The 18,524-nt window shown below is 70.1% G+C and carries 15 protein-coding genes; 5 read left to right on the plus strand and 10 right to left on the minus strand.

Annotated features, from left to right (window positions below):
• Positions 1-103: 103 nt before the first annotated feature.
• From ABT254_RS15340 to ABT254_RS15350, 3 genes are all read right to left on the minus strand, one after another.
• Positions 104-1,162 carry a tartrate dehydrogenase gene (locus tag ABT254_RS15340; RefSeq protein WP_351469029.1) on the minus strand — a complete coding sequence of 353 codons (1,059 nt, stop codon included), beginning with the start codon at positions 1,160-1,162 and terminating at the stop codon, positions 104-106.
• A gap of 92 nt (positions 1,163-1,254) precedes the next feature.
• Positions 1,255-2,139: a LysR family transcriptional regulator gene (locus tag ABT254_RS15345; protein ID WP_351469032.1), complete on the minus strand. Its 885-nt coding sequence runs from the start codon at positions 2,137-2,139 to the stop codon at positions 1,255-1,257.
• 273 nt (positions 2,140-2,412) lie between these two features.
• Positions 2,413-2,847 carry an ATP-binding protein gene (locus tag ABT254_RS15350; protein WP_351469035.1) on the minus strand — a complete coding sequence of 145 codons (435 nt, stop codon included), beginning with the start codon at positions 2,845-2,847 and terminating at the stop codon, positions 2,413-2,415.
• A gap of 141 nt (positions 2,848-2,988) precedes the next feature.
• Between ABT254_RS15350 and ABT254_RS15355 the strand changes: the two genes are divergently transcribed.
• Positions 2,989-3,756 carry an IclR family transcriptional regulator gene (locus tag ABT254_RS15355; RefSeq protein WP_351469038.1) on the plus strand — a complete coding sequence of 256 codons (768 nt, stop codon included), beginning with the start codon at positions 2,989-2,991 and terminating at the stop codon, positions 3,754-3,756.
• A 42-nt stretch (positions 3,757-3,798) separates the two neighbouring features.
• Positions 3,799-5,313, plus strand: coding sequence for a glycerol kinase GlpK (gene glpK / locus ABT254_RS15360; RefSeq protein WP_351469041.1), 1,515 nt, complete (start codon positions 3,799-3,801; stop codon positions 5,311-5,313).
• A gap of 10 nt (positions 5,314-5,323) precedes the next feature.
• Here the strand turns inward: glpK and ABT254_RS15365 are convergent, their stop codons facing one another.
• A complete protein-coding gene (locus ABT254_RS15365) occupies positions 5,324-7,615 on the minus strand; it encodes a transglycosylase domain-containing protein (RefSeq protein ID WP_351469044.1) in 2,292 nt (763 codons plus the stop codon).
• Positions 7,616-7,915: 300 nt separating this feature from the next.
• Here ABT254_RS15365 and ABT254_RS15370 point away from each other — a divergent pair, with 300 nt between their 5' ends.
• Complete coding sequence (locus ABT254_RS15370; protein ID WP_351469046.1) at positions 7,916-8,560, plus strand: dihydrofolate reductase family protein; 645 nt, start codon at positions 7,916-7,918, stop codon at positions 8,558-8,560.
• Between the two features lie 28 nt (positions 8,561-8,588).
• Here ABT254_RS15370 and ABT254_RS15375 read toward each other — a convergent pair whose 3' ends face one another.
• The 5 genes from ABT254_RS15375 to ABT254_RS15395 form a co-directional block, all read right to left on the minus strand.
• Positions 8,589-8,999, minus strand: coding sequence for a nuclear transport factor 2 family protein (locus tag ABT254_RS15375; RefSeq protein WP_351469049.1), 411 nt, complete (start codon positions 8,997-8,999; stop codon positions 8,589-8,591).
• A gap of 2 nt (positions 9,000-9,001) precedes the next feature.
• On the minus strand, positions 9,002-9,808 hold the full coding sequence (locus ABT254_RS15380; protein WP_351469052.1) for an MBL fold metallo-hydrolase: 807 nt from the start codon (positions 9,806-9,808) through the stop codon (positions 9,002-9,004).
• A gap of 46 nt (positions 9,809-9,854) precedes the next feature.
• Complete coding sequence (locus tag ABT254_RS15385) at positions 9,855-10,472, minus strand: DsbA family protein (RefSeq protein ID WP_351469055.1); 618 nt, start codon at positions 10,470-10,472, stop codon at positions 9,855-9,857.
• Between the two features lie 136 nt (positions 10,473-10,608).
• The gene (locus ABT254_RS15390) at positions 10,609-11,103 is read right to left on the minus strand and encodes a MarR family winged helix-turn-helix transcriptional regulator (protein ID WP_351469157.1); all 495 of its coding nucleotides are present in this window, start codon (positions 11,101-11,103) and stop codon (positions 10,609-10,611) included.
• 159 nt (positions 11,104-11,262) lie between these two features.
• A complete protein-coding gene (locus tag ABT254_RS15395; protein ID WP_351469058.1) occupies positions 11,263-11,661 on the minus strand; it encodes a hypothetical protein in 399 nt (132 codons plus the stop codon).
• Positions 11,662-12,274: 613 nt separating this feature from the next.
• Here ABT254_RS15395 and ABT254_RS15400 point away from each other — a divergent pair.
• On the plus strand, positions 12,275-13,261 hold the full coding sequence (locus ABT254_RS15400) for a LacI family DNA-binding transcriptional regulator (RefSeq protein WP_351469061.1): 987 nt from the start codon (positions 12,275-12,277) through the stop codon (positions 13,259-13,261).
• A 200-nt stretch (positions 13,262-13,461) separates the two neighbouring features.
• Here the strand turns inward: ABT254_RS15400 and ABT254_RS15405 are convergent, their stop codons facing one another.
• Positions 13,462-17,076 carry a LamG-like jellyroll fold domain-containing protein gene (locus ABT254_RS15405; protein ID WP_351469160.1) on the minus strand — a complete coding sequence of 1,205 codons (3,615 nt, stop codon included), beginning with the start codon at positions 17,074-17,076 and terminating at the stop codon, positions 13,462-13,464.
• A 408-nt stretch (positions 17,077-17,484) separates the two neighbouring features.
• On the opposite strand from ABT254_RS15405, the gene ABT254_RS15410 reads away from it, so the two are divergent.
• A complete protein-coding gene (locus ABT254_RS15410) occupies positions 17,485-18,507 on the plus strand; it encodes a LacI family DNA-binding transcriptional regulator (RefSeq protein WP_351469064.1) in 1,023 nt (340 codons plus the stop codon).
• Positions 18,508-18,524: the final 17 nt, after the last annotated feature.

Genomic DNA, 18,524 nt, shown 5'->3' on the forward strand with positions numbered 1-18,524 from the left:
GTCGACGACGATCAGGCCCCCGACCCCGCGTGGAAAGCAGACGTGGACTGCCCGGCGAGCGGCGGGTGGCGTCGTCTCCGCCGCGCACGCGGAAGGGGACGGCTCAGAGGAGCTCGATCAGCTTTTCGGTGAACTCGGCGGTGGTCGCTGTTCCGCCCAGGTCACGGGTACGGGTATCGCTCTTGGCCAGAATCGCCGCGATCGCATCCGTGATGTCCTTGGCCGCGGCTCCATGGCCGAGGTGGTCGAGCATCAGGGCCGCGGACCAGATCGCGCCCAGCGGGTTGGCGATGCCCTGGCCCGCGATGTCGGGCGCGGAACCGTGCACCGGCTCGAACATCGAGGGAAAGTCCCGCTCGGGGTTGAGGTTGGCCGACGGGGCGATGCCGATGGAACCGGCGACCGCGGCCGCGAGGTCGCTCAGGATGTCGCCGAAGAGGTTGGAGGCGACGACGACGTCGAAGCGGGCGGGGTCGAGGACGAACTTGGCGGCCAGGGCGTCGATGTGTTCCTGGCCCCAGGTGACGTCGGGGTGCCCGGCGGCCTGTTCGGCGATCAGCTCGTCCCAGAACGGCATGGTGTGGATGATGCCGTTGGACTTGGTGGCGGAGGTGAGCCTGCCTCGGCGGCGGGCGGCGAGCGAGAACGCGTAGTCGGCGATCCGGGTGACCCCGGCGCGGGTGAACACCGCTTCCTGGACGGCCAGTTCCTCGGACGTGCCCTGGTTCAGTCGTCCGCCGATCTCGCTGTACTCGCCCTCGGCGTTCTCCCGCACGACGACGATGTCGACCTCGCCCGGACGTGCGCCGCGCACCGGACTGTCGATGCCTTCGAAGACACGGATGGGCCGGAGGTTGACGTACTGGCGGAAGCCGCGCCGAATCGGGATCAGCAGTCCCCACAGCGAGACGTGGTCGGGCACTCCCGGGTATCCCACGGCGCCCAGCAGAATCGCGTCCTTGTCGCGCAGCTGGTCGAGCCCATCGGTGGGCATCATGGCGCCCTCCCGCAGGTACCGCTCGCACGACCAGTCGTACGACGTGTAGGACAGGCTGAAGCCGTGGCGGCGGCCGAGAACGTCGAGCACCTGCTGTGCTGGGGGCAGTACCTCGGCGCCTATGCCGTCGCCGGGGATCAGGGCAATGCGGTGGGTTGTCGTCATGCCGTTGATTGCAGCAAGGCGGTCCGTGGGGCGTCCAAGACGCAAACCGGATATCCCATATAGGCGACGCCTATCAGCTCCAGTGGTGCCTGTCAGCTGCCGGTGGCCGAGGTGGCGGCCGTGACGAACGCGGCGGCTGCCGGCGACAGGCTGCCGCGGCGGCTGACGAGAGCGATGTCCAAGCTGGTCTCCGGCTCGATGTCCAGAACGCGGGCGCCCAGCCGCCGGGCGAGGTCCCGCCAGGAATCCATGATCACCGCGAGCCCCACCCCGGCCAACACCAGCGGCATGAGCGACACCCGGTGCTCCGTCTCGGCGGCGATGGTGAACTCGATGCCCTGTTCCCGCAGCGCGTCGACGTAGGCGCGCATCCCCGTACCCGGCTGCCCGACGATCAGCCGCTGCCCGGCAAGCTCGTGGCATTCCACCGCCCTCCGACCGGCGAACGGACCGTCGGCCGGCACCATCAGCACGAAGCGCTGCCGCTCCAGCGCGTAGGCGACGACCTCCTTGTCGGAGAACGGCCCGGTGGACGCCAAGAGCCCCAGTTCCACGGCACCCGTGCGCACCATGTCGATGACATCACGTGCGGTGAACGCCGCTTTGATGGCCACGGAGACGCCGGGGTACCGGTGGCTGAAGGTACTCACCAGACTCGTCAGCGGTTCCACCGCCTGCGAGGGCACGGATGCCACGTCCAGGCGCCCCTCGCGTAGCTCGTGCACCGCCGCGACGCTCGCCCGCGCCGTCTGCAGACTCCGTACCGCCTCCCGGGCAGGTTCGATCAGGGCTCTTCCGGCCTCCGTCAGCACCGCTCTGCGTCCGATGCGATGGAAAAGCTCGGAACCGAGATCACGCTCCAGTGCCCGCACCGCCTGTGACAGGGACGGCTGCGACACGTACAGGGCCGAGGCCGCACGGTTGAATCCACCGCGATCGACAATCGCCAGGAAGTACTCCAGCTGCCGAACGTCCATACGCGCCCTCCGCCCTCGGGGAATCATCCGGCGACTCGATTGGCCGCGACCATGGTTGCGTGAAGGACCGCCTGGACGAAGCACGGACCACCGATGCATTGGCCGTAATCCTCACGTCTCGGCGATGATCGGCGGCAACGGCAAATCTGCCGAGATGGTGGGAGGCGAGACATCTGCCGGAGAATCCGGCTGCGCTGGCCGACGAGCGGTACCCGAGTCGTAACGCACACCGCAACTGGCTCGCTTGACGACCGGGCCGGAAGGTCGTGTGCCTCAGCCCCGCCCCACCTGCAGCTCCGCCCACCGGCTCGTCCCGCCCGCGTGCACGCGTACGCCGCACCGGGTCGCCAGTGCGGTGACGATGCCGAGGCCCCGGCCGTGCTCGTCCGGGTCGAGGACGGAAGCGGACAGTCCCGCAGATCTCGCCGGTCCCATGTCGGTCACCTCGACGCGTACGGCTCCGCACCGGTCCACCTCGCGGCGCGAGAGGCTCACCGTCGCCGGGGGCAGGGCGTGGACGAAGGCGTTGGTGAGCAGCTCCGAGGCCACCAGCAGCACATCCTCGGCGAGGTCCGCGGCCAGGTTCCAGTCGGTGAGGATCTGGCGTATCCGGCGGCGTACGGCCGAGACGGCTCCCGCCGCGTGCGGCAGCGGGAAGACGTGTTCGGCTTCCCCGCGGGGCGCGGCGGCGAGCTGCGCTGCTGTCATGTTTCCTCCTCGGGGAAGCGCATGGGCGGACCGGGCATGCCGATGGAACGCTAAAGAGGGAAATCCCGCCGGTCAACGAACATCGGTCGGCATTACCGAACGACAGTCCCAAAACGGAAAAACTCGGACTACCATCGCTTCATGGCCGGCCCAGTCCAGTCCATCGAGCGAGCGGCGGCAATTCTGCGCCTGCTCGCCGGAGGATCCCGTCGGATGGGCCTGGGCGAGGTGGCGTCCTCGTTGGGCCTGGCCAAGGGTACCGCCCACGGAATCCTGCGCACCCTGCAACATGTGGACTTCGTAGAGCAGGACCCGGCGACCGGAAAGTACCAGCTCGGGGCGGCTCTGCTGCACCTCGGCACCAGCTATCTCGACGTCAACGAACTGCGGTCGCGCTCCATCAACTGGGCCGACGCCCTGGCCGCCCGCAGCGGCGAGGCCGTACGCCTGGGCACGCCCCTGGAGGGCAGGGTGCTCGTCATCCACCACGTCTTCCGGCCGGACGACACCCTCCAGACCCTCGACGTCGGCGCACTGCTGCCCCTGCACGCCTCCTCGCTCGGCAAGGTCCTGCTGGCCTTCGGAGCCACGCCCGTCGAAGCCCTGCTGGAGGACGCACCGGAGCCGTACACCCGGCACACCCTGGTGCACCCGGAGGAGATCAACCGGGCGCTGGCCGAGATACGGGATCTCGGCTGGGGCGCCGAGGTGCAGGAGATGAGCATGGGCGAAGCCGGAATCGCCGCGCCGATCCGGGGGCAGGGCGGTCTGGTGGTGGGCGCGATCGGGGTGTCCGGCGCCGTCGAGCGGATCTGCGACACCAAAGGCCGGCCTCAGCCGGCCCTGATCACCGTGTTGCGGGAGGCGGCACGTGCGATCTCCAGAGACCTGGGCGCGGCCCGCTGGTAGGTCCCCAGCACCTCCGCGACACATCGGAAGGCAGGGCCGATCATGGTTGAGCGGTATGTGATGTCCATCGACCAGGGCACCACCTCCACGCGATGCATCCTGTTCGACCACAGCGGACGGCTGGTGTCGGTCGCCCAGCGGGAGCACCAGCAGTTCTTCCCGAGGCCCGGCTGGGTCGAGCACGACGCCGTCGAGATCTGGCGCAATCTCCAGCGGGTCGTACCGGAGGCCCTTTCGAACGCCGGCGTCGACGCGGGACAGATCTCGGCCATGGGGATCGCCAACCAGCGTGAGACGACGGTCCTGTGGGACCCGCGGACCGGGGCCCCGCTGGGCAGGGCCATCGTCTGGCAGGACACCCGCACCGCCCCACTCGTCGACGAGCTGCGAACGGAGCCCGGCGACGAGTTCTTCCTCGAACACTGCTGCCTGCCCCCTTCGACGTACTTCTCCGCGCCCCGCATCCGCTGGCTGTTCGACCATGTCGACGGGCTGGAGCAGCGCGCCCGGGACGGCGAGGTGCTCTTCGGCACGATGGAGAGCTGGCTGATCTGGAACCTCACCGGCGGCACGGACGGCGGCCTGCACATCACCGACGCCACCAACGCCAGCCGCACCATGCTCATGGACATCCGCACGCTGACCTGGGACGAAGCCCTGATGGACTACTTCGGCGTGCCGCGCTCGATGCTGCCCGAGATCCGCCCCTCCGCGGAACGCTACGGCGAGGCCCGCTCGCTCCTCCCGGGCGTGCCCATCACGGCTGCCCTCGGCGACCAGCAGGCGGCCCTGTTCGGACAGACGTGCTTCTCGCCCGGCGAGGCGAAGTGCACGTACGGGACCGGCAGCTTCCTGGTGATGAACACCGGTACCGACCTCGTGCGCTCCCAGCACGGGCTGCTCACCACCGTCGCCTACAAGATCGCGGACCAGCCCACGGTCTACGCCCTGGAAGGACCGATGGCCGTCACGGGTTCGCTCGTCCAGTGGTTCCGCGACCGCCTCGGCCTGATCCACAGCGCACCCGAGATCGAGACGCTGGCACGCACCGTCGAGGACAACGGCGGCTGCTACATCGTCCCCGCCTTCTCCGGTCTCTTCGCACCCCACTGGCGCAGCGACGCCCGCGGCGTCATCGTCGGCCTCACCTCGTACATCACCAAGGGGCATCTGGCCCGGGCGGTCCTGGAGGCCACCGGCTGGCAGACCCGCGAGGTCGTCGACGCCATGAACGCCGACTCCGCGCTCGCCCTGAAGCAGCTCAAGGTGGACGGCGGCATGACCTCCGACCATCTGCTCATGCAGATCCTGGCCGACGTGCTCGACGTTCCCGTCGTACGGCCCCTCGTCCACGAGACGGTGTCGCTGGGCGCCGCCTACGCGGCGGGGCTCGCGTCCGGCTACTGGCCGGACCTTCAGGTGCTGCGCCGCAACTGGCACATGGCCGCCCAATGGCTGCCGGACATGGACCCGGAACGGCGGGAGTGGGAGTACGCCAGCTGGAAGCGGGCCGTCGAGCGGTCCCTGGGGTGGATCCAGCCGCCGAAACGGCCGTGACGTGCCTGTGTCAGGGCGGCGGGGGACTGGTGCCGGTCCCGCTCGGTGGCGTTGTCGGGGTCGGCGGCGGGTCCGTGGGTGTGGGCGGTTCGGTCTCGGTCGGCGTGGGCGTCGGAGGAGTCGTGGTCGCGGGGGGCGTGCTCGGCGGCGGCGTGGGCGCAGTCGTCGTAGGGGCGGGAGTCGTCGGCCTCTGAGTGGGGGTCGTGCGGTGGCTGGGCCGGCTCGAGGGGTGCGGCCTGGCCTCGGTCTGCGGGCTGCGGGTCTGCGCGGGCAGCTTGAGCCGGAAGTCGTGCACCGGTCGGCCTTTCAGCGCGGCGGACATGTACGCCGTCCAGATCCGGGTCGGATAGGAGCCGCCGTTGACCCGGCTGATCCCGGCGGCGTCGCCGAGCGAGATCCGGGTGTGGTCCGTGGGCTTCTCGGCGAACATGGCCACGGATGTGGTCAGTTCGGGCGTGTAACCGACGAACCACGCCGAGAGGTTGTCGTCCGTCGTGCCGGTCTTGCCCGCGGCCGGCCGGCCCAGGGCGGTCGCCAGATAGCCGGTGCCCTCGGGGCTGACGACGCTCTTCAGCACCGAGGTGACCTGGTCGGCCGTGGCGCGGGAGAACGCCCGGCTGGCCTCATGACCGGGCAGGTCGTACGCCCTGTTGTCACGGGTGAGCTTCTGCACCGCCCACGGAGCGATGCGCCGGCCGTGGTGGTCGAAGGTCGCGTACGCGCCGGCCATGTCGAGCGGACTGGGCGTGGCCACACCGAGGGTCAGGGCGGGTGTGGCGCCCATGTCGGGCGTGTCGGCGGGCAGTCCGGCCGCGACGGCGGCCTTGCGGACACGGGCCAGACCGGCGTCGGCGCCCTCCTGCGCGTACACGGCGTTGACGGACTTCATCATCGCCGTACGCAGGCTGATCCGGCCGTAGTCGCGGTCGTCCTCGTTGGGCGGGCAGTAGTGGAAACCGCGCGGCAGGCCCTGCACACAGTGGCGGCTGGTGCCGTCGTACCGGGTTCGGGGGGTGATGGCACGACCGTCCTGTGTGGTGGCGCGGTGCTGGAGTGCGGCCGCGAGGTCGAACGGCTTGAAGGTGGAGCCGACCTGGAGGTCGTGGCGGACGGCGTCGTTGTAGGGGCGGACGGCGTAGTCGGGTCCGCCGTAGGCAGCGACGATCCGTCCCGTCGACGGGTCAACGGATGCCGCGCCGACCCGGATGGACCTGGCCTTACGGGTGTCCGGCAGCTCCCGCAGGCCCTTCCTCACCGCGGCGACCAGCGCCCGCTGGTCCTTCTTCACGAAGGTGGTGGTGATCTGCCAGCCGCCCGAGCCGAGCGTGGCCTCGTCGACGATGTGGTGGTCGATCAGGTACTTGCGGGCGATGTCGATGAGGTACCCGGCCTGGCCGCCGACCCCGGGGGTGGGCCGGGGCGCGCTCGGTTCCGGGAAGGTCATTCCGGCGCGCCGGTCCTTGTCCAGGTAGCCCAGGTCGACCATGCCGTCCAGGACGTAGTTCCAGCGGGCGACGGCCGCGGCCCTGAGGGCCGGGGTCGCCGTGGAGACGTCGTAACTGCTGGGTGCCTTGAGCAGCGCGGCGAGGTAGGCGCTCTGAGGAACGCTCAGCCGGGAGGCGCGGATGCCGTAGTACGCCTGGGCGGCGGCACGGATGCCGTAGGCGTTGCGGCCGAAGTAACTCGTGTTCAGGTACCCGGCCATCACGGAGTCCTTGCTCTGCGTCTCGTTGACCTTGATCGCGATGATGGCCTCCCTGACCTTGCGGTCGAGGGTCTGCTCGCGGGTGAGGTAGTAGTTCCGCACGTACTGCTGGGTGATGGTGGAACCGCCCTGAAGCCCGTTGCCGGTGACGGTGCTCCAGGCCGCGCGCAGGATGCCGCGGGCGTCCACGCCGTTGTTGGAATAGAACGTACGGTCCTCCGCGGCGACCACGGCGTGCTGCATGCTGACGGCGATCTCCGGCAGCGGCAGCGATTCGCGGTTGACCGCGCCCGTGCGGCCGATCTCGGTGCCGTCGGCGTAGTAGTAGACGTTGCTCTGGCTCACCGCCGCGGCGTTGGGATCGGGAACCTGGACGGTCACGTACAGCGCGAAGAACGCCGCGACCACGAGCAGGATCACGGTCAGCAGGCTGCTGAGCACCATGCGCCAGGTGGGGAACATCCTGCGCCACCAGGGCATCGCCTGGCGTGCCGCCTTGCGCAGCAACCGGGCGCGCCGGCGGGTCTGCCGCGCGCTGCGAAGCTGCCTGCGCCAGGCGGCAACCGGTCTCGCGGACTCGCCGTCCCCGTTGTTCATACCTGCGCCGTTCTTCAGAGCGGCAGAGTCGGGGGGTGCGCCTCGGGGCGCGTACCGGACGCGGCGCGCCGCTCCGAAGTGCCGTAAATACCACTAATGGAATAGCATTTTCCCCTTTGTGGCCGAACCATGCCTGTCACGGTGGTTTGCGGGGGCGGTTTTCCGACAGGGCGGGTCGGGTTCTCGACCGGTGCCCGACGGGGCGAACAGCCGGATCGGCTGGGGGAGTTGGCGGTCGCCGTGACGAGAACCGGGCGTGCCCACCGGCGGCGGGCGCCAGGCTCCCAGGAAACTGCCCCCATGAAACTGACGACCATCACGAACGTCTCCGTCGACGGCGTGACGCAAGGACATCGACGGATCGACGCGGGGACCCGGCCCGAGGCCGAGGCGCCGGACCAGGACGGCAGCGGTGGATTCGAGCGCTTCGGATGGGCCCCGCCGCTGCTCGACGAGGAGGCCTCCGCTTTCATCGTCCAGGCCTTCCAGCGCGCCGACGCGTTCCTGTTCGGCCGACGGACCTACGAGATCTTCGCGGGCTCCTGGGGAGCCGGCATGGATCCGGGGAACCCCATCGGAGAGGCCCTGAACACGCGGCCCAAGTACGTCGCCTCGAACACGCTCACCGACCCGCGATGGGCGCGCACGACCGTACTGTCCGGCGACGTCGCGGGCGCGATCGGCGCGTTGCGCGCCGAGCCGGGCGGTGAGCTGCAGGTGTGGGGCAGTGGCACCCTGATCCGCGGGCTGCTCGACCACCGGCTGGTCGACGAGATGGTGCTGCTCACCTATCCCGTGGTCGTCGGCCAGGGCACCCGTCTCTTCGCCGCCGACGGCCGGGACCTGGGACTCGAACTGGTCGACCTGCGGTCCACCCCGAAAGGCCTGACCATCCAGACCTACCGCACCACGGGCCGCCCGCGGTACGAGGCGGCCACCGCCTGAATCATGGCCGTGGCCGCCTCGGGCTGTCTCAGGGGATCATGGCCTCGCGCACGAGCGCGGTGTCCACGAACTGTTCGAAGCGGACGATCAGGCCACCACGGACGACGAAGTGGTGCGCCACACGGACGTCGATCGGCTTGCTCGTGGCCTTGTTCACGGCCGTGTAGCGCGCGAGGACGACGACGTTCTCGCCGTCGACGACGTAGGTGTCGTCGTGGGCGGTCCAGCCGTCCCAGTCCTTGCCGAGCTTCTCCATGACGTTGGAGGTGACGCCGTCGGGGGTGCGATAGGTGCCGGCCAGCGGGAAGCCGGCCATCTCCGTCCACTCCACGTCGGGGGCGAGGGTGGCACGCAGGGCGGCCAGGTCGCCGGCCGCGGAGGCCAGGTACTGACGGCGTACGACGTCGGCCGGGGCGGTGGAAGTGGCGAACTCGGCCATGGTCAGCCCCACTTCATCTCGCCCTTGGCGACCTTCGCGCCGATCTGGGCGGCGATCTGCATGCCGTTGTCCGGGTAGCGCTTGATGAGGGCCTCGGTCAGGGCTGCCCCGTCCGCCGCCTTGCCCAGCTCCTCCTCGAAGGCGAGCAGGTAGGCGCGGGTGGCGGCGATGGCGGAGGCGTCGGCGGGTGCCTCCGGGAGACGGTGGCCGGGGACGACCAACTCCGGGTCGAGGGCGGCCATTTCGTCGAGCAGGTCGATCCAGGCGGCGCGGTCGCCGGGGGTGGGGGTGTCGGCGACCCAGACGTGCTCCTGCTGGAAGAGCAGGACACCGCCGAGCAGGGCGCGGTGCTCGGCCTGCCACAGGTAGTGGCGGTCGGGCAGTCCGGCCGGGCCGCCCTTGAGCTCGAAGCGGTGGCCCTCCAGGGTCAGGTCGCCGGTCAGGGGCTCGAGGTCGACGAGGCGGGTGGGCAGGTTCGGGCCCAGCGCGGCCCAGGCCTTGAGCTTGCCCTCGTAGGAGTGCCGGATGTGCTCGATGACGATTGGCGTGGCGACGAACTTCGCCTCGGGGAAGGCGTCGGCGATCACCTCGGCGCCGAAGTAGAAGTCGGGGTCGCCGTGGGAGATGAAGACGGTCGTCAGCGTCTTGCCGGAGTCGAGGACCTCGGCGACCAGGCGGTGGCCGTCGGCGCGGGTGAAGCCGGCGTCCACCAGCAGTGCCTCGTTCTCGCCGGTGACGAGCGTGGCGGTCTTGTTCTTGCTGCCGGCGGGGAAGTCCAGGTCGAGGACCTTGAAGGACAGGGTGCTCATGGATGGCTCCTTGAGGGGAGTTGACCGGGTGGGGACGGGGAGGCGCTCAGGCGGCGTGCAGGGCGGTGAGCTGCCGGTCGATCTCGTCGACGTCGGCGCGGCCGTACGCCACGGGGATGACGCGTTCGTCGTCGACGGCGAGGAGGGTGGGGAAGCCGGTGACGCCGAGTTCGGCGGCCCGGCGGAAGTCGGCCTCGGCGGCCTGCCGCGCCTCGGCACCCTCGAAGGCGGCGACGACGGCGTCGGCGTCCAGCCCGGCCTTCTCCGCGACCTTCCGGTAGGTGGCCGGGTCGGAGAGGCTGAGGCCGTCGACGTAGAAGACACCCTGCAGGGCGGCGGCCAGTTCCGCTGCGCGGGCGGGAGCTGCCTGGCGCAGGGCGGCGACACCGCGCGCGGCCGCCTCCGAGTCCATCACGAACGAACCGTCGGCGATCAGCCGCTCGTAGGCCTCGCCGAACTCGGCGCCGGTCACGTCGGCGATCTTGGCGTTCGCGCCCTGGACGTAGCCGAACTCCCGGATCGGCACCCGGCGCGCACCGGTGAACAGGCCACCGGAGACCACCTCCACCGGGAGGTCGGGGTGACGGGAGACGACCTCGAGCAGCGTTCCGGAGAAGCCGTGCGACCAACCGCAGTAGGCGTCGAAGACGTAGACCAGTTTCATCGAAGACCTCGGCAAGGTGATGGCGCGCCCGCCGACTGCGAGCGTCTCGCCTGACAAAACAGTAACTGACGCGTCAGATATTTCCCTGCACGTGTGGCGCCGACCACATGCCCCGTGGTGCGGGCTCAGGCGCCCTTCAGGGCAGGCGTGGCAGTACGTCCCGGGCCGAGTGGCTGAGGATGCGCAGGTCTTCGGCGAACCGCTCGCGATCCTCCGCGGGCAAAGGTGCCAGGAAGTAGCGGCGGATGTTCTCCACGTGCAGTCGCGAGGCACGCACCGCGGTCTGCTCGCCCGACTCCGTGAGGCACACCAGCCGGCCGCGCCGGTCGCCGGGATCCTCGGCGCGCTCCACCAGCCCGGCCGCCTCCATCCGGTCCACCAGGCGGGTGGCGCCGCCCGTGGTCAGCACCTGCTCCTGGGCGATGGCCCGCATCGACAGGCCCGGCTCGCCCGCCCGCCCCAGGATCAGCAGCACCTCGAACATCAGGTGGCTGATCCCGCACTCCTCCTCCAGGGCGCGCCCCAGGATGTACTCCAGTCGGTTCGCCGCGCCCTGCAGCCTTCCGAACGCCAGCACCAGCGGGTCGTTCGCAGCGTCTTTCGCCGACGAGATGTCCGCCCGCTCATCCACGTCGCCACCGCCTGTCGGGTCTTCCACGGCTTCCATCCATTGATCATGCCGTCTCGGCGCCGTGGATGCGGGGAGTATCGATCTCTCCGTGGCCACCCGGCTCGCCCGCCACGCGGGCCGGGGCCATGGCTGTCTGGACCGGAAGTGCGCCGTGCCGGACTACGCGTGGACCTGCCACCACCGGTCTGCCTCGGCGCGAGCCACCTCGGCGTCGTACTGGCCGGCGTCGAAGTGGAATTCCGTCGGCGGAGAGGCGGGGGCTTGCGGAACCTCCCAGTCCGACCACTGCACGACGTCCTTGAACCGTTGCACGACGACGGACAGGAAACCGCAGCAACCGCCCGTGCACTGCGGTTCCCCCACCTCCAGCCGGCGTGCCTCGCCGGTCGCCCGCAGGAGGCTTGGCCGGCCGGCAGGCAGCAGGTCGGCCGCGAACGGCCCACGGCCGCCCTCGCCGACAGGCCCTTCGATCACGTCCTCGCCGTTGACCCAGAACCGCACCTGGGCAGCGAACCGCGGTCCCGGCGGCACTACGCGGATCTCCAAACGATCGAACATCGGGCTACCCTATGGGGTCCGCATGAAGGGGCAGTCTCGGAAGCCGGGGCCGCAGGCCTTTCGGAGTTGCCTGCGGTGAGCAGGTCGAGGAGCTGCCGGGAAGTGGTGGTGTCGGCGCAGGCGGCGGCCCTGCGGGCGCGGTCTGGTCAGCTCGGACTGTCCCCGCTGGGAGCAGGGCAGCCCCGGGGACGCGCCGTGGACCAATCGATCGAAGAACCACCACTGCTCGGCTTCTGCCGCCGAACTCGGAGTTGCCGCCACCAGGGCTGCGGGTCGTCCGGTTCCACAGGTGCGTCCGGCAGCGCCGAAAAGGCGCCGGCCTTTGCGTGCCAGCCGCTGAACAGGCCGCGGAACACCGGGTGGGGCTCGTGCGGTAGAGGGCCCCTCGATGAAGCCACTGTGCTCTCCTTCGCTTGCTCCGTTACCGGTAACGTGACCGTTAACGAGATTCTTGCCCAGGGGAGGAGATTCCGTCAACGCCCGCAGCCGGACGGCGATGGCGCGGCCGTCCGGTGAACCTGATTGACTTGGAGACAGGGCGGCACAGGAACAGAAGTGAGTGGGCAGCGTGGCCGGACAGCGGGGAACGGAAGACCAGGGGCGGGCGCGGGGTGTGAAAGCCGTCAAGCGCGTCACGCTCCGCGACGTCGCCCAGGCGGCGGGCGTGTCGCATCAGACGGTCTCCCGGGCGATCAACGGCAAGGGGGAGATCGACCCGGCAACTCAGCAACGCGTGCTCGATGTCGCCAGGCAGTTGCGGTACCGGCCCAGCCGGTTCGGCCGGGGGCTGGTCCGCCCTGACGTCGTGTCCGTCGGGCTCGTCGTTCCCGACGTGGTCAACCCCTTCTTCCCGGAGTTCGTGGCAGGAGTGATCGCGGCCGCGGACGAGCGCGACTGGCAGGTGCTCGTGGCCAGCACCGAGAACGACCGGACCCGGGAGCTGGCCCTGGTCCGCTCACTCGGCCAGCAGGTCGACGCTCTCGTCGGCTACATCAGCCATCCCGATGAGCAGCTCGAGCCGTATGTGGGCACCACGCCGCTGGTCCTGGTCGATCGCGGGCTGGACTCGTCGAACCACGCGTTGGTCCACATCGACACCGCGACGGGAATCCGGGCCGGGCTGCAGCACCTCGTCGACCGTGGTCATCGCCGGATCGGCATGATCGACTGCGAGTGCTTGAGCGCCCCGCAGGTGCGGCACCGCACCTTCCTCGAAGTCGCCACCGAATACGCGCTGCCGGTCGACGAAGGCTGGATCGTCATGGCCGAGCAGTCCCCGGCCGGGGGTGCCGCCGGGTTCGAGGCGCTGTACACCGCGCGACCGGACCTGACCGCCGTGGTCGCCTTCAACGACCTGGTCGCGATCGGCGCGCTCCGGGCCGCCCGACGGCTCGGGGTCCACGTACCGGAGGACTGCGCACTGGTCGGCTACGACGGGCTGAGTGTCGTCGATCTGGTCGACCCGCCCCTGACCACCGTCCACCTCGACAAGCGACGCCTGGGTGAACTGGCCATCCACCAGGTCGAACAACTCCTCGCAGGCGAACTGCCACCCCCTATCGTCCTGACACCGACCCTGAATGTCCGCGGCACGACGTGACCCGCCTTCGGCCTCCGCCTGGTCGAACACCCGCGCTCAGGCGCCGCCACTGAAGGCCGAGGGCGCGCTGACGTTCCCCGTCGCCGGCCCCCGCCGTGCTCCACCGCCCCGGCGACCGGCGCCCCGCCGGAAACGCCAAAGGCCCGGTTCCGCCTCCCGGCGGCGGAACCGGGCCTCTGCTCACGCTCCCGGCGGTCGGCTCATCGCACCTGCCCCGCATACGGCGCCACGACGAGCCGGTCGATCAGCGGTGCGTAGCGGGAGCGGAGCAGCACTCCCGGGAAGGTGTCCGAGGCGTATGTCGTGCCGTCGAAGTTCGGCAGTTCCTCGGAGCGGAAGGTGAGCGTGTTCTGTCCCTTCTCGAGGTGGACGGGGACGGTCAGTTCCCAGAAGTTGTCCTGGTGGAAGGTGTGCGGGAAGCTGACGCGCTGCATCGTGCCGCCGTTGACGGTGAGGTCGGCGTGGCGGGCCAGCGGGTCAGGGTTGTAGTGCGTGGCCTCGGACTGTTCGGGGTTCGAGTAGCGGATGCGCAGGGCGTACAGGCCGGGGTTGTCCGCGGCGACGGTGAACGTCGCCGTGTTGCCGTTGCCGGGAGCGCCGCCGATGCCGGTGATCGCCGTACCGTCGGTCGCCAGGGGCAGCGAGGTCAGCGCGGCCGAGCCCGCCAGCTTGGCGTCCTGCGCCTCGTACGTGCGTGTCTTGAGTGTGCCTTCGGTGGGCGTGACCCTCAGCCGGTCGACGAGGGTGGCGGTCGAACCGCCGGTCAGCGTCACCTTGTTGATGCCGCCCGAGAGGGAGACGGCGACCTGGTTCCTCGCCTTGGTCACGTGCAGGACGTCGTGCCCGTTGACCGACAGACGGGCGTCCGCGGCGCCGAGGGTGTCGATGCCGAGGGTGGCCTCGCGGTCGGCGGGGGAGTAGACCCAGAACGTGGCCGTCTGGCCCTTCGCGAGCCGGGCCGCGCCCGAGCCCGTGGCGGGGGTTGTGGCCTGCTTCGGCAGGTCGTAGACGGGCCGCGCCCCGCCGCCCAGCCAGGCCAGCTCGCCCTCGTGGACCTGGGTGGCCGCCGACGGGTCCGGCAGGGACAGGGTGAGGCGGTCGACGATGGCGTCGCCCTTGGTGGTGCGCTTGCCGTCGAGGCTCTTCGCGGCGAGCGTCAGGGTGTGCCTGCCCTTGGTGAGATGCACCTTGGTGTCGGTGTGGTCCCACACCACCCACTTGTAGCCGAGCGGCAGATACAACTCCTGCTCGCTGTCGGCCTGTCCGTCCACCCGCAGGAAGACGTTGGTGGGGCCCTGTTCCTTCACCTTGTCGAAGGTGTTGAGGGAGTTGGCGAAGACGCTCAGGTCGTACGTGCCGTCCTCGGGGACGTCCACGGCGAAGCCGAGCGTCACGTCCGATCCGGTGCGCAAGCCGCCGACGTCGTAGCCGCCGGAGGTGTAGAACTTCGACACGTCGGTCGTCGACCCCTCCGGACCGTTCTTGGAGTAGCCGGATCCGGTGTGGGCTGCGTCCTCCGCCTCGTACGACCCCTGCCAGCGCACGGGCGCGGACTGCGTGCCCTTGGCCTTCCCGGCCGGGCTGAGGACGATCTCGTACGCCGAGGACTCCTTCAGCTTCGGCAGTGTGCCCTCGCCGAAGTCCACGACGGCCCTACCGTCGGCACCGACCTTCAGGTTCGTCTCCGCCAGCAGCTTCGGGCCGGAGTTGTCGCCGATCTGCCCGCTCCAGTCGATCTCCCGCACCCAGGCGTGGACCTGGTCCCCGAAGACCTTCTTCGGGATGCCTGCGAAGGTGATGTGACCCTTGCCGGTCGAGCCGCCGAAGATCAGCCGGGCCTGCTTCTTCTTCTCGTCGAGCGTGGCCACGCCCTGCATGGTGTAGTTCCGGCCCGGGAACGGCGGGGTCACCTTCACGGTGTGCCCGCTCATCGAGGCGTACGAGTGCAGCAGCCACCACTGGCCGTTGCCGCGGCCCGACTGCACCGCGGAGTCGGAGAGGTTGCCGTCGATGTTCCAGTACGCGATGTCGGCGTCCACCTTGGACTCCTCGATCGCGGACACCCACTGGATCATCTGGCCGGGGACGGAGGTGTGGTAGTTGAAGGCGTACTCGTTGATGTTGACGGGAAGTTGGGTTCCCTCGCGGGAGGTTCCCTTGAACAGGTCCTTCTCCCAGGCCCGGTACTTGGCGACGCTCTCGCGCACCGCCTCCGGGTGGCTCAGCTCGTGCCAGGTGATGACGTCCGGGAGGGTGCCGGCGGCCAGGGTGTGCGTGAGGAAGCCCTTCACCTGGTCGTACAGGATGCTGGTGTTGGGACCGGCTATCCGGGCGTCCGGCATCTTGCCCTTGATGAGCCGGTAGGCGGAGTCCCAGGCGGCGAAGTAGTCCTTGGGGTCGCTCAGCCAGCTGACCTTGTCGTAGCTCCACTCGCCGGTGCCGAACATGTTGCCCTCGGGCTCGTTGAACGGCACGAAGACGATGTTGTCCTGGTACTGCTTCGGCAGCCGCAGGACCTGGTCGACCTGCCCCGCGATCTTCTGCTCGTAGAGCTTGAGCTTCTCCGCGGGGGTGTCGCCGGGCCACTCGTACGGGAACCCGCGGTGGATGTCCGTCATGTAGATGTACACGTCGCCGTCGGTGGAGTCGGCCAGCGGCTCGACCACGTCCAGTGCGTCGGCGCCGGGGTGCTGCGGACCGTCCTGCGCCTTGGTGGAGACCGTGCGCAGGCCCATGCCCTCGATGAGGTTGTTGGTGGGGACGCCCGGCCCGTACACGCCGTAGAGGGTGCCGGAGGCACCGCCGTGGAACCTGCCGGTGTCCGAGCCGAGGTCGACGGTCAGGGCTCCCTCGCGGACCACGGTGACGGTCGCCTTCACCGCGCGTCCGGCGGCTGTTCCGGCCACCGTGAAGGTGCCCGGCTGCGCGTACTTCTCCGCCGGTACGGCGTCCCAGGTGACCGGGGTGTCGCGGTCGTAGCCGTCGGAGAAGGAGGAGCGGACGGCTGCGGGCAGGGATGGAGCCGTCCCGGTCGTCGTACGGACCTCGAAGGAGGTCTGCGAGAGCTGATCGAGGATGGGAAGCGTCCCGACGGTGCCGGCCACCTGCTCCGCGGTGAGCGCCGAGTGCCAGACCGTGAAGTCGTCGACCGCGCCCTTGAGCAGCGGGTCCGGGTAGAAGGACTTGCCGATGTAGCCGGCCGCGGTGGCCGAGCCGTCCAGCAGATCCTTGGCCCTGACGTTCGTCGCGGCGGAGGAGACCGCCACCCCGTCGAGGTAGGTGGTGACCCGGTGGGCGGCGGTGTCGAGGGTGACGGTGACGGTCCGCCAGCCGTCGGCGGGCAGCGGCGCGTACCCGGAGACCTGTGCCTCCGCGCCCCCTCCGCCGGTGGTCACGGCGGTCCGCAGCACACTGCCGTTGTACGGCGTCGTGAACAGGTACTTGGTGGTGTCGGTGCCCAGATCGAAGATCCGCTGCCAGGCCGACTTGTCCCCGCTCCACTTCACCCGGGCCGAGACCGTCAGGTCGCTTGCGTCACCGAGCACTTCGCGGGGGAGGCGGACGTACGCGCCGTCCGAGGTGGGCGCCCCGCCCGGCAGGGACAGCGCCCTGCCGCCGTCCGAGCCCGCGACGGACTGCGCGGTGGAGCCGTTCACCAGGGTCGCCGTCAGCCCGTTGCCGGAGCTGTCGGTGATCCGGCCGGAGGCGGGGTCGTCCTGGTCGAAGGTGTAGTGGGCGGCGGGCTGGGGCGTATCGGCTGCCTGCGCGGGGACGGCCGGTGCGGCCAGCAGGCCCGCACCGAGAGCCAGCCCCATGGCGGCGGGGGCCCGGCGCCGGGCGGATCTGTCAGCGGATGGCATGGATTGCGTCCTCAATCCTTGTGTATCGGCGTATCGGCATGCATCGAACCGGTTCGATTTCCATGACCGCACATGCGAGGGAAGCGCGTACAGCCGACGGAAGTTGCGGCTCCGATCGGTCATCGAACCGGTTCGGGGAAGCTAGCACCGGGAATCCGGGCCAGCAATCCCTCCCGCCCTAAGAAATCCGGACCTTCTGGCGGGTGCGGCAGTGTTGTCAGGGGTGTTGACAGGCGTCGGTCGGATTCCTACCTTCACTTCACGCGAACCGGTTCGATGCCCGGCTTTGCGCCTACGCTGTCCACCGAGGAGCCGAACCGGTTCGAGCAGGGTTCGAGCAGGATTTCGAGCAAGGAGCCGCCCGTGAACATCGGAGAGATCGCCCGCCGGGCCGGTGTCTCGCGGAGCACCGTCTCCTACGCGCTCAGCGGCAAACGCCCGGTCTCGGACGACACCCGCCGGAAGATCCAGCAGGTCATCGACGAGCTCGGCTACCGCCCGAACGCCAGCGCCCGCGCCCTCGCCAACGGCCGCACCAGCACCCTCGGCCTCGTCTTCCCGCCCGCCGGCAACCACTACACCGGCATGCAGCTCGACTTCATCGGCAGCGTGGTGGAGGCCGCCGCGGCCTACGACTACGACGTACTGCTCTCACCCAGCGGCGTCGACAGCGACCGCTCCTTCCAGCGGCTGCTGGGGGAGCGGCGGGTCGACGGCGCGATCCTGATGGAGATCAGGCTCGCGGACGACCGGGTCGACCACCTGGCCGAGCTGGGCTTTCCCTCCGTCGCCATCGGCCGCACCGCCCACCCGGAGGGCGGCTGGTGGGTCGGCCTGGACCACACCGCGCTGGCGGCGGCGTGCGTCCACCACCTGGCGGACCTCGGCCACCGCCGGATCGCCTTCGTCAACCGCCCCGAGCAACTGCTGCGGGCCGGGTACGAGTCCGCACACCGCGGCCTGGACGGCTTCACCAAGGCCGCGGCCGAACGCGGGCTGACCGTCAGGACGTACTGCTGCGGGGACGACGCGGCAGCCGGGCAGGCCTGCCTGGAACAGATCCTGCACGACGACCCGGCCACCACCGGCCTGGTCACCCTGAACGAGGCGGCTCTCGGCGGCCTCTACCGGGGACTCGCCCAGGCCGGCCGCCATGTGCCGCGCGACTTCTCCGTCACCGGGGTCGTCGCCAGCCGCTGGGCGGAGACGGTGACCCCGCAGCTCACCGCGGCCGACGTACCGGCGGAGGAGATGGGCCGGCGCGCCGTCGACCTGCTGGTGGAACGGCTCGACCACCCCGACGCACCACCCCGCCACCACCTCCTCGCACCGCCGATCTCCCTGCGGGCCAGCACCGGTCCCGCCGGCACCGTCACCGCGCCCTGACCACGCCCCCGTAGTAC

Source organism: Streptomyces sp. NPDC001137 (assembly GCF_040298885.1).
Lineage (GTDB): Bacteria > Actinomycetota > Actinomycetes > Streptomycetales > Streptomycetaceae > Streptomyces.

Bases quoted from the DNA above. Each gene is read 5' to 3' on its own strand.
- ABT254_RS15345 (WP_351469032.1), bottom strand. From the start codon at position 2,139: ATGGACGTTCGGCAGCTGGAGTACTTCCTGGCGATTGTCGATCGCGGT.
- glpK (WP_351469041.1), top strand. From the start codon at position 3,799: ATGGTTGAGCGGTATGTGATGTCCATCGACCAGGGCACCACCTCCACG.
- ABT254_RS15365 (WP_351469044.1), bottom strand. From the start codon at position 7,615: ATGAACAACGGGGACGGCGAGTCCGCGAGACCGGTTGCCGCCTGGCGC.
- ABT254_RS15355 (WP_351469038.1), top strand. From the start codon at position 2,989: ATGGCCGGCCCAGTCCAGTCCATCGAGCGAGCGGCGGCAATTCTGCGC.
- ABT254_RS15340 (WP_351469029.1), bottom strand. From the start codon at position 1,162: ATGACGACAACCCACCGCATTGCCCTGATCCCCGGCGACGGCATAGGC.
- ABT254_RS15370 (WP_351469046.1), top strand. From the start codon at position 7,916: ATGAAACTGACGACCATCACGAACGTCTCCGTCGACGGCGTGACGCAA.
- ABT254_RS15380 (WP_351469052.1), bottom strand. From the start codon at position 9,808: ATGAGCACCCTGTCCTTCAAGGTCCTCGACCTGGACTTCCCCGCCGGC.
- ABT254_RS15385 (WP_351469055.1), bottom strand. From the start codon at position 10,472: ATGAAACTGGTCTACGTCTTCGACGCCTACTGCGGTTGGTCGCACGGC.
- ABT254_RS15395 (WP_351469058.1), bottom strand. From the start codon at position 11,661: ATGTTCGATCGTTTGGAGATCCGCGTAGTGCCGCCGGGACCGCGGTTC.
- ABT254_RS15405 (WP_351469160.1), bottom strand. From the start codon at position 17,076: ATGGGGCTGGCTCTCGGTGCGGGCCTGCTGGCCGCACCGGCCGTCCCC.
- ABT254_RS15350 (WP_351469035.1), bottom strand. From the start codon at position 2,847: ATGACAGCAGCGCAGCTCGCCGCCGCGCCCCGCGGGGAAGCCGAACAC.
- ABT254_RS15375 (WP_351469049.1), bottom strand. From the start codon at position 8,999: ATGGCCGAGTTCGCCACTTCCACCGCCCCGGCCGACGTCGTACGCCGT.